Annotated in this window: 14 protein-coding genes; 6 read left to right on the plus strand and 8 right to left on the minus strand. The window is 42.7% G+C overall.

Going from position 1 to position 18,864, the window contains the following annotated elements; genetic code table 11:
* Positions 1–6: 6 nt before the first annotated feature.
* The 5 genes from esaA to AM506_RS18080 form a co-directional block, all read right to left on the minus strand.
* Positions 7–3,003 (minus strand): type VII secretion protein EsaA, encoded by a 2,997-nt coding sequence (esaA, locus tag AM506_RS18060; protein ID WP_060674031.1) that lies wholly within the window; start codon positions 3,001–3,003, stop codon positions 7–9.
* Positions 3,000–7,457, minus strand: coding sequence for a type VII secretion protein EssC (essC, locus tag AM506_RS18065; protein WP_060674033.1), 4,458 nt, complete (start codon positions 7,455–7,457; stop codon positions 3,000–3,002). The genes esaA and essC overlap by 4 nt, the downstream gene beginning before the upstream one ends.
* A 15-nt stretch (positions 7,458–7,472) precedes the next feature.
* Positions 7,473–8,768, minus strand: a complete 1,296-nt coding sequence (essB, locus tag AM506_RS18070; RefSeq protein WP_060674035.1) for a type VII secretion protein EssB — start codon at positions 8,766–8,768, stop codon at positions 7,473–7,475.
* Positions 8,769–8,782: 14 nt separating this feature from the next.
* Positions 8,783–9,022 (minus strand): EsaB/YukD family protein, encoded by a 240-nt coding sequence (locus tag AM506_RS18075; protein ID WP_060674037.1) that lies wholly within the window; start codon positions 9,020–9,022, stop codon positions 8,783–8,785.
* 80 nt (positions 9,023–9,102) lie between these two features.
* The gene (locus tag AM506_RS18080) at positions 9,103–9,396 is read right to left on the minus strand and encodes a WXG100 family type VII secretion target (RefSeq protein WP_034764875.1); all 294 of its coding nucleotides are present in this window, start codon (positions 9,394–9,396) and stop codon (positions 9,103–9,105) included.
* Between the two features lie 629 nt (positions 9,397–10,025).
* Here AM506_RS18080 and AM506_RS18085 point away from each other — a divergent pair.
* The 4 genes from AM506_RS18085 (at position 10,026) to AM506_RS18100 (ending at position 14,511) form a co-directional block, all read left to right on the plus strand.
* Entirely contained in the window at positions 10,026–10,712 is a 687-nt protein-coding gene (locus tag AM506_RS18085; protein WP_060674039.1) for a response regulator transcription factor, read from the plus strand.
* Positions 10,709–11,713, plus strand: coding sequence for a sensor histidine kinase (locus AM506_RS18090; RefSeq protein ID WP_060674041.1), 1,005 nt, complete (start codon positions 10,709–10,711; stop codon positions 11,711–11,713). Before AM506_RS18085 ends, AM506_RS18090 begins: the two co-directional genes overlap by 4 nt.
* Before the next feature lie 100 nt (positions 11,714–11,813).
* Positions 11,814–12,575, plus strand: coding sequence for an ABC transporter ATP-binding protein (locus AM506_RS18095; RefSeq protein ID WP_060674043.1), 762 nt, complete (start codon positions 11,814–11,816; stop codon positions 12,573–12,575).
* Entirely contained in the window at positions 12,565–14,511 is a 1,947-nt protein-coding gene (locus AM506_RS18100; protein WP_060674046.1) for an FtsX-like permease family protein, read from the plus strand. The genes AM506_RS18095 and AM506_RS18100 overlap by 11 nt, the downstream gene beginning before the upstream one ends.
* A 54-nt stretch (positions 14,512–14,565) precedes the next feature.
* On the opposite strand, the gene AM506_RS23350 is transcribed toward AM506_RS18100, so the two are convergent.
* Together AM506_RS23350 and AM506_RS18105 are read right to left on the minus strand one after the other, a co-directional pair.
* Positions 14,566–14,691, minus strand: a complete 126-nt coding sequence (locus AM506_RS23350; protein ID WP_268788410.1) for a hypothetical protein — start codon at positions 14,689–14,691, stop codon at positions 14,566–14,568.
* A gap of 30 nt (positions 14,692–14,721) precedes the next feature.
* Positions 14,722–15,189 (minus strand): hypothetical protein, encoded by a 468-nt coding sequence (locus AM506_RS18105; RefSeq protein ID WP_060674048.1) that lies wholly within the window; start codon positions 15,187–15,189, stop codon positions 14,722–14,724.
* Positions 15,190–15,578: 389 nt separating this feature from the next.
* Between AM506_RS18105 and AM506_RS18110 the strand changes: the two genes are divergently transcribed.
* Positions 15,579–16,769, plus strand: a complete 1,191-nt coding sequence (locus tag AM506_RS18110; protein WP_060674050.1) for an MFS transporter — start codon at positions 15,579–15,581, stop codon at positions 16,767–16,769.
* A gap of 269 nt (positions 16,770–17,038) precedes the next feature.
* Here AM506_RS18110 and yiaA read toward each other — a convergent pair whose 3' ends face one another.
* Positions 17,039–17,509, minus strand: coding sequence for an inner membrane protein YiaA (gene yiaA, locus AM506_RS18115; protein WP_060674052.1), 471 nt, complete (start codon positions 17,507–17,509; stop codon positions 17,039–17,041).
* A gap of 346 nt (positions 17,510–17,855) precedes the next feature.
* On the opposite strand from yiaA, the gene AM506_RS18120 reads away from it, so the two are divergent.
* Complete coding sequence (locus AM506_RS18120) at positions 17,856–18,851, plus strand: tRNA dihydrouridine synthase (RefSeq protein WP_060674054.1); 996 nt, start codon at positions 17,856–17,858, stop codon at positions 18,849–18,851.
* Positions 18,852–18,864 lie beyond the last annotated feature (13 nt).

Below are 18,864 nucleotides of genomic sequence, written 5' to 3' on the forward strand. Positions count from 1 at the left end.
AGAACCTTACCCCTCATAAGCTTCTGTACTCTCATCGGTTTGGTTATTGGATCGTTTATTCAACAATACTTGTAAGACGGCAAGACCGATCACGACCAATCCCAAAATGATGACAGCTTGATTGAAAAGTGACTCCGTGCCGTATTGAATCGACATATACACAGTAGACATTGGATCTTTAAAATTGAAATTCGGCGTAGTCAAGGCTAATAGTGGTGTCACAAACAGGGTGATGAGCCCTACAGAAACAAACCAGCCCACTAAACGATGTGCCACAAAAGCCACTCTGACCAGTCCTGATGCAGCCAATAAAAGGAGAATCGTAAAGACCGTCCATTCGACTGAACGGGATTCCACCAACGGATAAATGTCCAGACCATACAGGCTGATCACGAATCCGACAATTAGATTCAGGAGGAGAAAGATGACTCCTTGAATCCAAAGAGGTGCATTTTGGAAGTAATAGCTTGTATATCCGATAAGCAAGCTGGATAACAAGACGATAAACAGGATAACAACCGGTGGAAGAACGCTCGCACTCTTCTCTTCCGGAACATCACCCTTTACATTTAAAGGATTTGTTAAGAAATCATATACATACCCATTGGATTGTCCGTCAACGAACGCATTTCCGAGGACGCTGAATACATCATCACGGATCAATTGAGTGGAAGCTACATTCGTTGCCCACTTATTATTCAAAGTATCCGCGTCACTCTGTACATTGGATACATTTGATTGAAGCTCGTTCGTATAGGAAACGATTGTACTTTGGCTTTCATTCACTGTATCCAGGAAGGAATGGATCGACTTGATTTCACTGCCGATTTGCTTTTGGTTCCCTACTAAATCAGGACCTGCTGTTCCTTGAACAGGAGTTGGAGCCGCTTGTTCCGGCTGCTGGATTCGATTTAATACATCGCTTGCCTCTTGATTAATCGCATTCAGGCTCTCAGTAAGCTGTGATTGCTGGTCATCGACCGTTCGATTGTACTCAGCCGCAAAAACGGTGTATGAGTCTTGAAGTGTAATAAGGGCATCCTCAGTCGTCGGTAATCCTGTGTTTAATTGTTCCCACTCTGCTTGTTCAGTCTGACTCACTTTCAGTATCTCATTGACCTCATTTTTGAGCTCTTCATCCTGGAGTACGGTCGCTTTTACTCCATTCTCCGTTAACATTCCGTTTAGAGTCGCTTCATACCGATCCAGGTAAGAGTAGTACTGTAGAAGATCCATAAGCTTATAGTTATTAATCCCGCGAGAAAAATAGCCATATAAGGTGTTTCTCCTATTCTCAGATAAAGCGGCCGAGTTCAGGATCGAACTCTCTTTATCCTCGATTTCGGCAACGATATTTGAAATGTTGTCTGAGAACATCTCCAATTGGTTTATAAGAGCTTCATTCGTCTCAGTCAATGTCTTGACTTGATCTTTGAGCTCTTCATTTTCGGTTGTGAGAGTTTCAACCTGTTTGGTCAGTTCATCGATTTTATCAATCAATGTCTGATTATCTTCAAGAAGTCTTGATACTTCTCCCATCAGTCTATCCACTTCGGCTTGAAGCGGGTTTTCCGAGCTGTTATTTTTACCTTGCAGCTGTGTTCGGACATTCAGGATGCGATCATTGATCGTTTGAATATTGGTCACAGCTGCCGTTATGTCTTCAGGTGTTGGTACTGTTAATTTAGTCAGTGTTTCCTTCAACGTATCGATTTCGGTAGAAATAGCTGTCAGCTCAGTTATTTCCGGGTCTAAATTCGGTGGAGCAGGAGGAGGATCATTTGGTTCCCCTGGTTCGGGCTCACCTTCCTGTGAGGAAATGACGACCTGTTGAGGGTCGGGATCCTCTCCATCTTTTGGCGGCTCTGGAATTTCAGGAGGGGCCGGTGGATTGAAGATCTCCCCATCTCCTTCTGCCAACTTATTGTTCAGTTCAAAGATATTTCCTTGCAGGTTGTTCAGCGTTGTTGAGTCCTGTAATTGCTGATAGAAATTCAACACTCTTTCCTGTAAGGAATAGAAGTCCTCCACTTGTCTACCTACTTCTTCAAATCTGCGCTGCTGCAGGTCGGTAAATACCTCTTGGTTTGTATCCATATTGTTATTCAACTGGGTCAAACCTGCCGTTAAAGCTTCACTTTGTTCTGAGAAGAGTGATTTGGACTTTAAGTAACGCGGCTGCTGATTTTCAGTGGAGTCGTTGATCATCTGTACGGATTGTGACTGAATATCCGCTAATAATTGCTTTTGTTTATCTTGGTATTCTCTATATTGATTCACATATTCTACGAAGCTTGAAAGGCTTTGTTCAAAGGATTCCAGAGAATTTTGCTGCTCCGGTGCCCGACTGTCAGCCTGCTGAATCGAGTTTTGAAGGTTTGATAACATCGATGTCTGCTGTTGGATCTGGCCGGCGAGGTCCTTTGAACTAGGTTTATAGAATGCCAGCATCGTTTCTTGGAACGTCTGTTCTTTCTGTAAAATTTCATCGAATTCAGCACGGATATTCTCCATGTCCGCTGATACATAATTCCAATAAAGAGAGGACATTTTATGATTGACTCTTTTGGTGGCCTTTTCAATTTCCAACTGGACCCTTTCTTTATTTACGGCATTCAGTTGGCTTTGGACTTTAAAATTCAAGTTTGTCTTTTCCGGTCTTTCTTCATCATATGTCATGACTTTGTCAGAGAAGTCCGAAGGGATATATACCACTGCGTCATATTTTGAACTTTGAAGACCGTTTTCTCCTGCACTTCTGCCAACGACTGTCCACTCAAAGGAAGATTGATCCTCTAATATGGACGTCACATCCCCACCAAATGACAAGGACTCCCCATCTACTTCTGTCCCTGCATCTTCGTTCACAATGGCAATGGCTTTAGTGGCGTTTTCTTTTACTCTCAGCGGGTTTTCACCTACTGAACGGAAGAATAGAAGAGGAGTTGCAAGAATCATCATGACCGCTAATAAGAGTTTGAACAGGCTTACCTTCTCTGTCATGCGTGTACTTTCCTTTCCGTTACCATAAGTGGTATTTGAATTTTTATTTCTTTTCCATTCTCAATATAATAACCAAAACCTGGTTGGATTTCCGGCTCTCTCCGGTCATAGCTGAGCGTGAATAAAGTTTGTTCAGATTTCTTCATCAGTACAAGGGCTTGTCGAATTTGTTTCATTTCAACCGTCAATGTATCGTACCCTTTCGTTAACTCACTGTTGTTTCCGGAAACGATCACACAGAAGCCCAAGTGACTATAATTCTTCATACATTTCACGATTTTGTCCTGGAGAAGGGGATCCAGATTTTGCAGGAATCTTGTATACCCATCCACGATCAACATGACAGGAGAGAAGGATGGGAGAGTGCTTCCCTTTTGTATGGATAAGTTATATTGCTCTTCTCTTGAACTGAATAGCTCTTCCACTCTGTTAAGCCACATGGAAATATGCTCTTTGTTTTCCATATATACAACCTTTTCTTCCCTCATCAAATTCGATAATCCCCTATCAATGGAATCGAAGATCGCTATATGTTCACTATCCTGAAGGAGTGCTGTGTTGGCTAAAACTTTCAACACATTCGTTTTCCCTTTTTGTGCCTGTCCTAATACGAGGCAATGCTTTGTTTTCTTGAAGTTCACATATACCGGTTCAACCGTTTCTTCATCCAGGCCGATCGGCAGCAGACCTGTTTTTATCCGTGAATCTGTAAACTGGGTGAAGTTAACCATCGTAAGTTCTGTCGGCAGCATGGGCACTGGTTTAGGTGAAGCCAATCCTTTATATTTCTCTTTTAATAACTGAATATCTTCTTTCAATAAACTCAACTGTTCATAATCGTCCTTCCCTTCAGTTGGAAGGAAGACTTGGGAGAAGTAAGCCGTGTCTTTTTTAACGATGGCTCTGCCTGGAATGGCTTCCGGGGAAAATGGTAATCTCCCTAACATCGTGTATGCCTCTGAACTGTCCATTAAATAATGGACGATTTTCGTTTTAAGATTATTCATCAACGACTGTCGTACCGAATTTACACGTGTAGCTGTAAAATACATATAGACTCCAAGCGAATGGCCATCCCTCGCAAACTGGTTGATCTGCGTTTCAAGCTCCTGCATTTCTTCTTTGACCAGATCAAAATTATCAATGGTCACGAATAAAAGAGGAAGTTTATCTTCACTTACAGTGTTATACATTTTGATGGAACTGACTTCTTGTTTTTGGAACAGTTGTTTTCTTCGTGCCAGTTCATCGTCTAAAATCCCAATGAACTTCTCTATTTTCCTCTCCTCGTCAATCAGGAAGTAATCTGCCGTATGAGGCAGCTGCTTCAGTGGCAGCAATCCGCCATTACCAAAGTCGAGAAGATAATAATGGATCTCTTCAGGGGTAAACTGAGTAGCCATCCCCATTAATAAGGTGATGAGCGTTTGGGTCTTCCCATACCCGGATGAACCAAAGATACCGACATTTCCATCCTCAATTACCTCATAGTGATAAGGGGTTTGGCTCTGTTTCTCCGGTTCATCCACCATGGAGAGGGGGATTTTATTCTCCTCAGTCTGGGCAAATCCTGTTCTGTAAATCCGATTGGACAAGGGAGGGAGCCAAGGACTGGATAACTTTTTCAAGTCCATTTGATTCTGTAACGCTTCTATCCGATCGACTACAGCGTCGATTTCACTGATCATATCTTTTTGAATGCCGGGATTCATTGATACTTCTGATAAAGGAATGAGTCCGAGATCCGTGACGATCGCCACCTCATCCTCTGCTTCAAAGGACTCCTCCTGGTAAGGGGCACCGCTCCAGGCTGATTGAAATAAGTCATACACCTCATTGTTCCCAACCTGTAAGTATCCCCTTCCTGTCACCGTAAGGGATGCTGCATCTCCATTTTTGAGGATTTCCCGACTGTCCTCTGTGTTTTGCACTTTCAATGCTACTCTGAAACGGGCATTACTCCAGATTTGATTATCTATGACCCCGCCCGGCTTCTGGGTGGCAAGAATAAGATGAACCCCCAGGCTACGACCGATACGGGCTGCACTGACCAATTCTTTGATGAACTCAGGCTCTTCACTCTTTAATTCCGCAAACTCATCCGAGATGAGGAATAAATGAGGAAGGGGCTCTTCCGTTTTCCCTTGTTTGTAGAGGCGCGTGTAGTCGTTAATATGATTCACTTCATAGCGGTCGAATAAGCGCTGCCTCCGTTTCAATTCACTCTTAATGGAGGCAAGCGCCCTCGTACTGAAGTTCTTACTTCCCTCGATGTTGGTGATCGTTCCTAATAAGTGAGGGATGTTCTTGAACGGTTGAGCCATTCCCCCGCCTTTATAATCAATTAACAGAAATGCTACTTCATGGGGATGGAAATGAACCGCTAACGAAAGGATATATGTCTGCAGGAATTCACTCTTACCTGATCCGGTCGTTCCTGCAAGTAATCCATGTGGACCGTGTGCCTTTTCATGCAAGTTAAGCTCTACGATATCTTCCTTACCTTTTAAACCGACAGGCACAGCCAACGACTTGGCTGATTCTCTTGATAGCCAATTTTCTTCAATCGGCAGTTGGTCCACATCCCTCACTCTGAGCATGTCGAGGAAAGACACGCTTGTAGGAATGGAATTGGTCATTCCTATCTGGTGATTAAGGGTGCGCAGAGTTCTTGCATACTTCTCATTCCCCTCATCCTTGTACCCATCCATGGTGAAAGGAATCTTTACAGCTTTTTTATCCTGAATCAAGATATCCCCTTCGTTGTCATTTATGTAACGAACAAGGGTATGGACATTATCCGATAAGCTTTCTTTCGCCTCTGCCGCGAATATGACCGACATTCCCAGATGTCCGTACTCCCCTTCCAGGTATTCCAGGATCACATGGTCAGAAATAAGCTGATGATTCGTTATGATAAAGACAAAATGAGGAGCATACCTTACCTTATCAGAATCCTCATCAATATCTCTTTCACGAAGGATTTCATAAATGGAGGAGAGGATTTGATCCCTCGTTTTCTCGTTATAAATGAACCCTTTTGCAAATGACTGCGGTAATTGAAAATGGGGTAACCATTTCATCCACTCCCAATCCTTGTACTCTTCTTCCTGAAAGATGGAGACGAATCTCACATCATGGTAACTGTGAAAGAACGTCAATTGGCCGATTAGCTGATGAATCTCATTTTTGTAAACAGATTCTTTCCCGATCAGACCGATTGCCCCTTTATGAAGATCGGCTGTTACCGGTAATTGCTCGATTTCACGATAGGCCTCTTCTAATTTCTGTGATTCCTCCAACAGCTCATCCATTTCACGATTGGACATATCGGAAGAATTCACCGAAATACTGTAACTCGCAGGTAGCTTCCCCCTGCCCAACCGGAACTGCAGGAAGTCGGGACTCTCAATCGTCCTCTCCCAAAGCCTGTCGGAGAGTTGATCTGTAAGGTACTTCATCCTTTCAAATGAAGGGAAATGAAATTGAAGGACGTCAGACTGTCTCTCTGCAAGGGACTGAAGCTCTTCCCTTTTATTCTCCAAGTATTGAGTATAAATGCGTTTTCTGCGTTCCTGAGATTTCTTCTTGCTGCTTTTATCTTTGAAGAACTGGACGGTGGATGTGACAAGGGTGGTGGTGAACATGACCATCGAAATAATGATGAATATCCCCCTCGGAATCACAATGGCTACGATTCCCATGACGATCAGCATCATGAGTGGAGGGAGGATAATTAACCACAGACTCCGGTTTGTATCACTCGATTCCTGACTCGGAAAGGACAATTGAACCTTTTCATCCGGCAAATCGTAAACCATCCTCGGAGTACGGCGGTAATTCGGATATTTCTTCTGCATCTCGGACATCGGCCTCACTGTCTCCACAAACGAAGTCTGATAGTCTTCGATACTATGTATCTCGATTAAATCATCCTCTAATAGGGTAACGGATAAGAAAGCAGTAAATAGAATGTCACCTGTTTGAAGCTTCTGTTTTCCTGTAACCAGATGACCGTTTAGATAGAGAGAAGAAGAATCACCTGTTTGCACTATCCATCCACCATCGGGCTCCTTATACCAGGAGCAGCCTGCTTCCCTGTCCCCGTATGGATGATAGATCGTTGCTTCAGGTTTCATAGTAGACATACTGATTTCTTCTTTATGTCCTATATAATAGATCTCGGCCTTTGGTTTGAATGAAGTGATAATGATATGCAGCTCATTATCCCCGATCCGGACGCAATGATCACTTCCCGGTTCCAGGATGCTTCCTTCCTCCCCTTCGCGATGAAGATGGACTGACGATCCGGCATACTCTATTTCAATAGTTGAAGACAAGGATAAAATAGTGATCGTATCTTCTATATGGGGACCTAATGTGATTTTTTTGTTTTCATCCTTCAGAAGGATCGTTTGATAATAATGGTCGTGAAAAACCCATAGGGCATACATATGCTCACCCCCCTGTTAGTTTGTTTTTTTCTTATCATCTTTTGGTTTTGATTCTGCAGGTGCAGATTCTGCTGCGTCCGTAGCCGGCTCCGCTTTTTCTTCAGCCTGCTGCGATTGCTCTTGTGACTCTGTCGGCTGTGAAGCTTGTTCCTCTTCCAGTGCTTTCATTTCTTCTTCATATTCAGCAATTTCACTTTCTATTTCATTTAATTCCTGTTGTCTTTCGTCGCTATCCAGGTCTCCGTCAGCCTTCACTTGCTCCCTGTATTTTAAGAGTCCAAATAGAATCAGGTCACGATCCTCTAAGAAACGGGCTGTTTCCAATGCTTCCTTCGCCTTTCCTCTTCCGATATTAATCCAATACTCATAATATAGAGGATCTGATTGAAGCGAGACCGTGTTGCGCACATTTTCCTTTTGATCCTCGGTCAGGGACTCATTAATGATATAAGATAGGGCCAACTGGTATTGAGTGACCTTGGGTATTTCGTCAATTTCATATGGTTGCAGCTCCGTCACAACGTCACTATACTTCTCAAGCAGGAAACTCTCCTGTGCCGCTACGACCCTGTCCTGTTTTGGATTTATGAAGAATAGAGAGTAAATGGAATAAAGGATTGCAGGGACTAAGCATATAGAGACCCCAAGGAGAACATATCGATTGACCTTCCACTTCTTCTTACTTACCTTTACGTACAAACGTTCAGACTTCTTGGCTTCTGCAATGGAATGGTTCAGTACTTCACTTAATTCCTGCAAGCTTCCCGCTTCTAGAATAGCCTTTGACAGGGAAGATAACTTCAATGTTCCATTGTATTTCAAGTACTCTGTGAAGCTATGCTGTGAGTCTACAATTGCCGCTACTGTGGCTTTCGCTTCTTTAAGCAGGACCTCTGTGTCCTTCTCGTAAGGGGGAAGACTTTCTTTCACACCGTAGTGAATGAAATGAGGCGTCATCCCCTGGTCAAATACAATGTTTTCGGGACATATGATGAGATGGAGGCGCGACAACGTATGTCTTTGAATCTTCTGCACCAACTGATAAGCAGTCATCAAACGTTCTTTCTCATTCGCCTTTAATTGAGGATAAAACGAGAAGGATTCAGGCATGGTATTCACTATGCATAATTCATCATTCTCCATGGTAATTTCTCTTTGGATGAACGGGGATAACTCCTTCAGAAAGCCGATTTCCGTTACGTCATCCAATTTAATCTTCTCTTTTTGAAAAATAAGCGTGATACGATGATCTTTTCTATGTATTACGGCTTCCAGCTTTTCTTGTAAGTAAGATCCACTATTTTGTGCCATTCTATTGGTCTCCTTTATAAAATTTCAATTCGATCTCCCGTGTGGATCCCTGCATCACTCAGCCGTGTATTTCCAGGAACCACTTTGTGCTTGTTGGCAATCCGGATCCAATAGCCATCCCTGGTTTCAGCCGTAAGTTTCTGTGACTGCCATACAAGATCAATCAGTTTTTTTACAGTATGATAATTTGATAGTCTAAGATCGAAGGAATTCTCATTATAACGATTAAGATCAATGGTGATTTCTATATACATGTCCGGGTTCACCTCATAAGGAAGGAGCGCCCCACATAATGATAAGCGCTCCTTCAGGTTTAAAATGGATTGGGATAAACTTATCCGCGAATTTGATTAGCGATCTGAGCATCTGCATCTTCAAGAGACTTGGCTGTGCTCGTCAACTGCATTGAGATGTCTTCAAGAAGTTGTTGCATTTGCAGGAATGAAGGGCGAAGTGTTTGATATTGCTCACCAAACGCACGGCTTGATTCACCTTCCCACATACCTTCCAACTCAGAAATCATATTGTCAAGGCGTGAAATCTGTTCACCTACTTGGCTGCTTTCGCTTGTGTATCGGTTTGACATACTAATCAATTCTGCTGGGGTAACACGAATAATTCCTGACATGTAATTCCTCTCCCTTAATTAAAGTTGGTGGTAATCATCTATTTCAAATCAGAATACCCAAATAAGAAACATGAAATCAACTAAACTATGTAACCCTTTTTCGTTCAATATCCTTTAAATTACAATTGTTTCCACACTTCCAATATCATACTATTATAAACATACATATAAACACAATTTTTACAGGAAAAAGGAAACTTTATAACTACAGGAATATTCATTTTCAGGTCATTTGATATAAGATCCACTATCATTCATTAGGTAAATAGTACGAAAATGATTACTATAGGCTCCCCCGTATTCACGAATCAGGAGAATAAAGATGGGATAATTCCATCAATTAGTTACAAGTACTTACTATATATCCTTATTTTTACTTTCATAAACCAAATTTCCCTTATAAAATTTCCTTATTGAAATTTTATAAAAGACCCATTTTGTAACATAAAAAACCTTACTCCTTTAATTCTCGAGTAAGGTTTTAATTGCTTTTAAAAATTAAATACCCATCTTTTGTAAAAACAATCTAAATATTTCTAAATAAAACAGTTCCTATCTTCAGGCATATGGCAAACGAATGCAATTTCCTATACAATTTATGTAAACAGCAAGATTGAGTGGTGAAAGAATTGAAATTATTACTAATCGAAGATGATATAACCCTATTCAATGAAATCAAGGAACGGCTTTCCCAGTGGTCCTATGAGGTATATGGGATCAAAGATTTCAATCATATCATGCAGGAGTTCTCAGAGGTGAAACCGGATCTTGTGATCATTGATATTCAATTGCCTAAATTCGACGGCTTCCACTGGTGCCGGATGATACGCACACATTCCAATGTGCCGATCCTGTTCCTCTCCTCCCGGGATCATCCGACCGATATGGTCATGTCCATGCAGCTTGGGGCTGATGATTTCATTCAGAAGCCGTTTCATTTCGATGTCCTCATCGCAAAGGTTCAGGCGACCCTCAGGAGGGTGTATAACTATAACACAGACCAGGTAAGTATCAAGACCTGGTCCAGCGCAACCGTTGATTTTGAACGCAATACGGTATCCAATGAACAGGGGTTCGTTGAATTGACGAAGAATGAAATGTACATATTAAAACTTCTAATCGATCAGAAGAATAAGATTGTCAGCAGAGATGCACTGATGAACAGTCTCTGGGATGACAAGCGGTTCATCAGCGATAACACGTTGACCGTCAATGTGAATCGCCTAAGGAAGCGCCTTGAAGAAATAGGACTCGGCCGCTTCATTGAAACGAAGGTCGGGCAAGGGTATATGGCCCTTGAAGAGGATTCGCCATGATCCGTACATACTTACGGGAACGGAAAAGCTGGATTTCGTTCGTGCTTGGACTCCACCTGTTATGGATCTTTATCGCCTATATCGATACTGCCCTCCCCTTACAACCGATCATCTATATGGTGTTCCTTTCTCTGCTCTTTTTCATTGTTTTCGTGTTCATCCGCTATCAGAAAGAAACCCGGTTCTTCAAGCGGCTAAAGGAATGGGATCATAACCTCAACATTACAGGGGTGGATGCCCCTGATACTCCATTTCAGGAAATCGTTTCGGACAGTCTATCGGAGCAGGCAAACCTTTTAAGAAAGACAGCGTCCGAGAATCGAGTGATGCTCGAGCAGGAAAAGGACGACCTCCTCTCCTGGATCCATGAAGTGAAAACCCCTCTGACGGCGATGCATTTGATGATTGAGCGTTTGGAAGACAAGCCTTTGAAGTCTCATTTGAAATATGAGTGGCTGCGCATCCATCTTTTATTGGATCAGCAGCTACACCAGAAGCGTATGTCTTTTATGGAGAATGATTTATACATAGAGGACACCGAACTCGAATCTGTTATTTTTCAGGAAATAAAAACCTTGCAATCATGGTGTATTCAGAAGGGGATCGGATTTGACATTCAACTCGAGGTCACAAACGTGCTGAGCGATGCGAAGTGGCTGGCATTTATGATCAGGCAGCTTTTGACTAACGCCGTTAAATATAGCTCTCAAACGGACATTGCCTTATTAAGCAAAAAAAGAGGTGGAAAAGTGACGCTCACCATTCAGGATTTCGGCAGGGGGATCGACTCCAGGGACCTTCCAAGGATCTTTGAAAAAGGCTTCACCTCGACCACAGACCACAATGATCATGCTTCTACCGGCATGGGCTTATATTTAACCAAGAGAGTTTCAGAAACTCTGCTGATTAGCATAGATATTGAGTCCAAACGGGGGGAAGGGACCAGGATCACCCTCACCTTCCCGGAGAAAAATGATTTCGTCCAACTTACCGGCGTGTGACAAAAATGTCACATGCTTTTCTGTTTTGTTCGAACAATAAAAGGAAAAGAAACTTCCTGCTTTTTATAATAAAGGTATCAAATCAAAGGAGTTTTTCATGATGACTATACTAGAAGCAAACAAACTTCATAAAAGCTACGGAAATAAATTCAATAAGCAGGAAGTGTTAAAGGGAATCGACCTGTCCATCCTAAAGGGTGAATTCGTCAGTATCATGGGGGCCTCGGGTTCAGGAAAGACCACTCTCTTAAATGTCCTTTCCTCCATCGATAAAGTGAGTGAGGGCTCGATTAAGATTGAAAGCAATGAAATGACGATGATGAAAGAAAAGCAGCTCGCACAATTCCGCAAGAATCACCTCGGCTTTATCTTTCAGGATTACAACCTGCTCGACACTTTAACGGTGAAAGAAAATATCCTTCTGCCATTATCCATCACCAAGACCCCTAAGAAAGAAGCCGATCAGAAGTTCAATGACCTTGCTTCGGAGCTTGGAATCCTGGAACTGAAAGATAAATATCCGAACGAAATCTCAGGCGGGCAGAAACAGCGGACCTCAGCCGCCCGTGCATTCATCCATGAACCAAGCATCATTTTCGCCGACGAGCCAACGGGTGCACTCGACTCGAAATCAGCCTCAGATCTCCTGAACAAGCTGAGTGAGCTGAATCAAAAGCTGAAGGCGACAATCGTGATGGTCACGCATGATCCCGTTGCGGCAAGCTACTGCAGTCGAGTCGTTTTCATCAAGGACGGACAGATCTATACGCAATTAAATAAAGGTGAACAGGAAAGACAGCATTTCTTCACTGACATCATGAAAACCCAAGGAGTGCTTGGTGGGGTGCAGAATGAACATTAATACCCTTATATTCAGAAATCTGAAAAAGAACCTGAAGAATTATTATCTTTATGTATTTGCTTTAGTCTTTAGTGTTGCCCTGTATTTCGCCTTCGTGACCCTTCAGTATGATCCATCCATGGATGCAGCGAAGGGAACCATCAAGGGTGGAGCAGCCGTCAGAGCCGCGTCTGTCCTGCTTATCGTCATCGTCTCGATTTTCCTTTTATACGCCAATACCCTTTTCATTAAGAGAAGAAGTAAAGAAATCGGGTTGTTTCAGCTGATCGGCATGACGAAGAATAAAATCTTCCGCATTTTAAGCGTGGAGAACTTCATCCTGTATTTCGGGTCTATGATCCTCGGAATCTTGATTGGATTCTCCTTCTCAAAATTAATCATCATGATTTTATTCAACATCACCGGAGTTGAGGCAATCGCCAAGCTTCATTTCTCGACCCATGCACTCATTCAGACCATCATCGTTTTCTGCGCAATTTACCTGCTGATCATGCTGATGAACTTTGTATTCATTAAAAGACAAAGTATCTTATCACTATTCAGAGTCCGGTCTTCAACGGAAACGAAAGTAAAAAAGATGTCCAAATTCGAAATTATTATCGGGATCTTTGGGATCATCCTGGTTGCCTCAGGATATTATGTTTCTTCCAAATTGTTTGGCGGAGACTTCACGACCATGACTCAACTGTATGGAGCCATGCTCTTTATACTCGGCTCCGTCATTCTCGGAACCTACCTCTTTTATAAAGGGTCTGTCAGCTTTATTTTCAATGTGATCCGAAAGCAGAAAGATGGATACTTGAATATTAACGAGGTCCTGTCTCTTTCATCCATCATGTTCCGAATGAAGTCGAACGCCTTGCTTTTGACTATCATTACGACAGTATCGGCACTGGCTATCGCGTTATTATCTTTGAGTTACATCGGTTACTATTCGGCAGAAAAGACGGCTCGAAATGACGTTCCGACTGATTTTTCGTTTGCGAATAAACAAGACTTTGACACATTTAAAAATGAGCTACTTGAGAAGGGCATTGAATACCACAAAGAAGAAATTGAAGTCATCCAGGTACTCGTCAACCTAAAAGGCATTACAGACTCTGAATTCGGCGAACTGAATGGGTCACTGGATGCCATGCCGAATTCCGTCATCAGCGAGAAAAGCGTTGAAGGCGTCGATGTAAAAGAAGACGAAACCATTTTTACAGGCTACAGCGACTTACTCCAAAAGATCATTCCTTTACATGATTCCGGGAAGACGGAACTCAAAGGCAAAACGGAGGTCACCAAGCTCGAGTACTTGGGAATGCTGGATGAATATCCGATTTCATGGTATTTTACAGCAGGTGGTTCACCGGTTGTCGTCGTGGATGACAAAGTATTCCACCAGCTAAAAAAGGATATAGATCCTGAGATTCAGAAAGAAAACTCACTCTATATCGGTGTGACCATTGAAAAAGAAAAGGATCTCATGAAAGCAAACGACCTCTTTCATGAGTTGGGTCTGAACGAAAAATGGGAAAACGATTCCCAATACGACGTAAAAGCTGAACAGAAACAAAACATCGGACTCATCATGTTCATCGTCGGATTCCTCGGCCTCACCTTCCTGATCACATCGGGTTGTATCCTCTACTTTAAACAGATGGACGAAAGTGAAGAGGAGAAACCGAACTATACGATTTTGCGAAAATTAGGGTTTACTCAGGGTGACTTGTTGAGAGGCATTCAAGCGAAGCAGCTATTCAGCTTCGGAATCCCTCTTCTCATCGGACTTCTGCACAGTTACTTTGCGGTCCAATCCGGATGGTTCCTGTTCGGAGCCGAAGTCTGGACGCCGATGATCATCGTGATGGTATTATATACGGTGATGTATTCGATTTTTGGTGTATTATCGGTTTTGTATTATAAAAAGGTGATCAAAGCGTCGTTATAATGGAGAGAGCCATCCCGTCTAAAAGTTGGGATGGCTCTTTTATGTAGTACGTTATTACTTCCTTTTCTGGCTTTTTTCTTTATTCATTTGAAGCTCTGCCGCATATTCTTCCTGGGATTTCCCTTGCTTGAAGCTTTCAGACTGAATTTTTTTGAATTTGTTATCGTTTTGATTCGGCATTTTTGTCCACCTCCCTATAGCAGGTATAGTTTATCCATTGATATGGATATTATGCTTTTCATCATGTTGCTCAGTCATCTCAATCCCCTTCATATATTCAATGACCTCTTCAATATGATGAGTAAACAAAAGGGTATTTCGAAAATCATACATTGCCTCATCTTCTACTTTTAAATATTCCGTAAGGGGAATGGCATCAAAAAACTTTCTCCATTTATACTTACTTTCCATTATCTTTGTTTCTTCCTGTATTCTGTCCCTGTCAATTTTCAGAACGGCAAAGCTGACTGCTTTGATTTCAGCATCTGGGAATTTTTCCTGCAAAGGCTCGATCATCTTGTCAGATAACGTCGCTTCAGAAATCACCCCAATGTTATCTACTTCATAAAAAAGCTGATCGGATAATCTTTCGTAAACCCCTTCTTCCGTTTGTTCGTCCACAAAGATGGCTACGCAATAATCCGCTTCTTTTTCCTGCGGCTTCTTCTTAAAAAACATTCTACCCACACCCTCCTAATAGAAAGATTCTCTATTACTCTATTAAACTATCACACTTGATTAAAGACGAAACCTTTTATGTATAATTTTTCCATAAATAGACAGAAGGATGAAAATTTCTATATCTTTAAATCAGATCGGAAAGGAAAAAAAGAAAACGAAATGGGGTAGCCTTCTAGTCTATTAAAGAACTTCCTCCATTTCCATGAAAGATTTTAGTCCCTTCTCGAAAAAGAATATGCTGTGCAAGACATGAAAATGGAGTTCTGCTCTTTTATTACTATTTTTCACATACAAGGGTTACTGCAAAAAATTGTTTTATGGTATGATGATTAAATTGTTTGCCCATTCTATCCCATATGGATATTCAACTTAGAAAAGAGGTACTTATGAAAGAAACGGTATTATCTAAACAGCATTGGTTCCTTATCTTTACCCTTACGTTACTAACATTTGTTCTCGGGACAAGCGAATTTGTCATCGTCGGGATTTTAACGGAGATTTCTTCGAGTCTCCATATAACGAATGCAAAGGCAGGCACGCTCGTTTCAGCGTTTGCGATTACCTTTGCCATTGCCACCCCCATTGTCATGTCGGCAACTAGTCATTTTTCAAAGCGGAAATGGATGTTGTGTTTGATAGGGTCTTTCATTGTTTTGAATGCTTTATGCGTGATTTCCACAAGCTACGTCATGCTTATGGCGCTTCGGATGCTGACAGCGATTGTGACAGGAGTGTTGATTTCACTTGCAATGACGATCGCCAGTGAAGCCATTCCCGTCACAAAAAGAGGCGTCGCAATCTCATTCGTGTTCGGCGGGTTCACCCTGGCAAACGTCATCGGAGTTCCAATCGGCACGGTCATTGCCGAATGGTACAACTGGCATGCTACGTTCCTATTAACGACGTTACTGGGTGTCGTTGCCTTTTTGGCATCTTTCATGAATTTACCGAGTAAGCTCAGTCAATACCGCAGTTCCATGCGGGATCAGTTCTCATTGTTGACCCATCCAAGGATCCTGATGGCTTTCTTCATTCCATCCCTTGGCTTCGGTGCAACCTATGCAGTATTTACGTATCTTGTCCCGATTCTGAACAAGATGGGAGCACCAGGCAGTTCCATCAGCTTGATCCTGTTCGCTTACGGGTTCATCTCGATCTTCAGCAACATCCTTGCAGGAAAGATTGCCAGTCACAATGCCATCGGACGCCTCCGATTCGTGTTTCTTATCCAGGCATTTGTCCTGTTTGCCCTGTACTTTACGACCGATTATTTTATCGTTGGATTGATCAACATTGGATTGATGTCCTTGATGGCCATCCTCCTTACCACCTCGACCCAGCTTTACTTGATCGACCTTGCCGGCGTGTATCAACCGAAAGCGACTGGCCTCGCCGCTTCCCTGATGCCCGTTGCAAGCAATGTCGGCATCGCTATGGGATCAGCACTCGGCGGCCTTGTCTACCACCAGGGACCGTTGATGAATGTGACACTCGTTGGCGGAGTGGTTGCGATTTGTGCGAGTCTGCTGACTTTCTTCAGTTATCGGTTGGATCAGGAGCAGGTAAGTGCAGCATAACGTAAAAAAAGAAGTATCCAGAACGTAAAATAGTTCTTAGATACTTCTTTTTTAAATGGATCCTGTGATGCAGGCTTTTTTATCGGAAGAATCATGCGAGAAATAATCTGGATCGTGCGGAGATTTCGATTATCGTGCGGTTAAAAAGTTTTTCATGCTGGATTTCAACTAATCATGCGAACTTTATAATAATCGTGCTGGGATGTCGAATTCTCTTTATTTAGCAGCAAACCAGTCACTCTCTGTCTCAATCCCTGAGGGAACCTGAATTAGTCTCTATCTCTTGCCACCTGGGTATCCCGGATGTTTTTCTGAATCGTGATGGCCGCAAACAAACTAAGGACAAACGACATACCATAAAATCCTTTTTCGCTTAAGATGATACTTCCGGCGTTATAGAGTCCGATGGTCATCAGGGATACGGCTACAATGACGGCAAACCAGCTGAGGCCATAATAGATGCCCGAAACAGGTATATCCTCTTCTTTGTCCCTTACTGCTTTTTGCAGGGATACAGCTGCATAGAGTCCAAATACCAATACCGCAAAGTAATACCCCTTCTCATTGAGTTCCATTCCGGCATTGAACAAGCCGATCAAATAAGCGGAAACACCTATCACCAAAGCTGCCCAGCTTGCCCCTTTAAAGGCAGAAGTCGGTTCCCCTTCTTTCCTTTCCATCTTGATCTTTGGTTTCTTTTCATCGCTCTTCATCAACGGATTTTCATTCAACTCAGACATTGGCCGCTCCCCTTTACTGTCGCAGGTCGATACACTGCTTCTGTAAACAATTATAGCAATTTTTTACATATTATGTTCGGCATTATGAAATAAATTCTTCCAAATTCAAAGTACTGAAATCCATATTCCGACCGTCTTATTAATCTATTCAAGATTTGGTTCATTTTTCTTCAATAATAAGTATTTCCCTCCTAATAAGAGGACGCGTTCCCTTGCACTTTTCGTTCAATACCATTAAAGTATATACTGGTTGGAATCCATCCTGATCGGGAATGGATAACAGTAAAGCATCTTACTTTTTAATTTTGGGAATATGCTTCCCTAAAGGAAAGGGTTTAAATAGATTATGAAAGAAAATTTCTGGCATGAGTTGCCTAAGCCATTTTTTGTTCTGGCACCGATGGAAGCCGTGACCGATGTCGTTTTTCGTCATGTTGTGAGTGAAGCGGCGAGACCTGACGTGTTTTTTACAGAGTTTACAAATACAGAAAGCTATTGTCATCCGAAAGGAAAGGACAGCGTGCGCGGACGTTTGACGTTCACGGAAGACGAACAGCCGATTGTCGCCCATATTTGGGGGGATAAGCCGGAATACTTCCGTGAAACAAGTATCGGTGTGGCGAAAATGGGCTTTCGCGGAATCGACATCAATATGGGATGTCCCGTGCACAATGTCGCAGCGAATGGAAAAGGGTCCGGCCTGATCCGCCGACCGGATGTCGCAGCGGAAATCATCCAGGCAGCCAAAGCGGGCGGACTTCCCGTCAGTGTGAAGACACGACTTGGATATACCAAAGTCGAGGAGTGGCACGACTGGCTGAAGCACTTATTGGAACAGGACATTGTCAATCTTTCCATCCACCTTCGCACGAAAAAGGAAATGAGTGACGTTGATGCTCATTGGGAGCTGATTCCTGAAATCAAGAAGCTTCGTGACGAAATCGCTCCTCATACATTACTGACGATCAACGGAGACATCCCTGACCGAGAGAAGGGACTTGAACTTGCGGAGAAATACGGTGTGGACGGCCTTATGATCGGACGGGGGATCTTCCACAATCCGTTTGCTTTCGAAAAGGAGAAGAAAGAACATACGAGCGGAGAGCTCCTTGATCTACTGCGTTTGCAGCTGGATCTTCATGATCAGTATAACGATGAACTTGAGCCCCGCCCGTTTAAACCGCTCCGCCGCTTCTTCAAAATTTACGTACGCGGATTCCGTGGCGCAAGCGAGCTCAGAAATCGTCTGATGGACACAGAAACCACGGATGAAGTACGTGCTCTGCTTGATGAGTATGCAAGTGTCTTGAAGGAAGATGAGGGTTTTTCGGTTTCTAAGTAACTCCAATTGAATT

Source organism: Rossellomorea vietnamensis, assembly GCF_001305855.1.
Taxonomy (GTDB): domain Bacteria; phylum Bacillota; class Bacilli; order Bacillales; family Bacillaceae_B; genus Rossellomorea; species Rossellomorea vietnamensis_A.

Excerpts from the sequence above, each read along its gene's own strand:
- esaA (WP_060674031.1), bottom strand. The coding sequence starts at position 3,003 with ATGACAGAGAAGGTAAGCCTGTTCAAACTCTTATTAGCGGTCATGATG.
- essC (WP_060674033.1), bottom strand. The coding sequence starts at position 7,457 with ATGTATGCCCTATGGGTTTTTCACGACCATTATTATCAAACGATCCTT.
- essB (WP_060674035.1), bottom strand. The coding sequence starts at position 8,768 with ATGGCACAAAATAGTGGATCTTACTTACAAGAAAAGCTGGAAGCCGTA.
- AM506_RS18075 (WP_060674037.1), bottom strand. The coding sequence starts at position 9,022 with ATGTATATAGAAATCACCATTGATCTTAATCGTTATAATGAGAATTCC.
- AM506_RS18080 (WP_034764875.1), bottom strand. The coding sequence starts at position 9,396 with ATGTCAGGAATTATTCGTGTTACCCCAGCAGAATTGATTAGTATGTCA.
- AM506_RS18090 (WP_060674041.1), top strand. The coding sequence starts at position 10,709 with ATGATCCGTACATACTTACGGGAACGGAAAAGCTGGATTTCGTTCGTG.
- AM506_RS18095 (WP_060674043.1), top strand. The coding sequence starts at position 11,814 with ATGACTATACTAGAAGCAAACAAACTTCATAAAAGCTACGGAAATAAA.
- AM506_RS18100 (WP_060674046.1), top strand. The coding sequence starts at position 12,565 with ATGAACATTAATACCCTTATATTCAGAAATCTGAAAAAGAACCTGAAG.
- AM506_RS23350 (WP_268788410.1), bottom strand. The coding sequence starts at position 14,691 with ATGCCGAATCAAAACGATAACAAATTCAAAAAAATTCAGTCTGAAAGC.
- AM506_RS18105 (WP_060674048.1), bottom strand. The coding sequence starts at position 15,189 with ATGTTTTTTAAGAAGAAGCCGCAGGAAAAAGAAGCGGATTATTGCGTA.
- AM506_RS18110 (WP_060674050.1), top strand. The coding sequence starts at position 15,579 with ATGAAAGAAACGGTATTATCTAAACAGCATTGGTTCCTTATCTTTACC.
- yiaA (WP_060674052.1), bottom strand. The coding sequence starts at position 17,509 with ATGTCTGAGTTGAATGAAAATCCGTTGATGAAGAGCGATGAAAAGAAA.
- AM506_RS18120 (WP_060674054.1), top strand. The coding sequence starts at position 17,856 with ATGAAAGAAAATTTCTGGCATGAGTTGCCTAAGCCATTTTTTGTTCTG.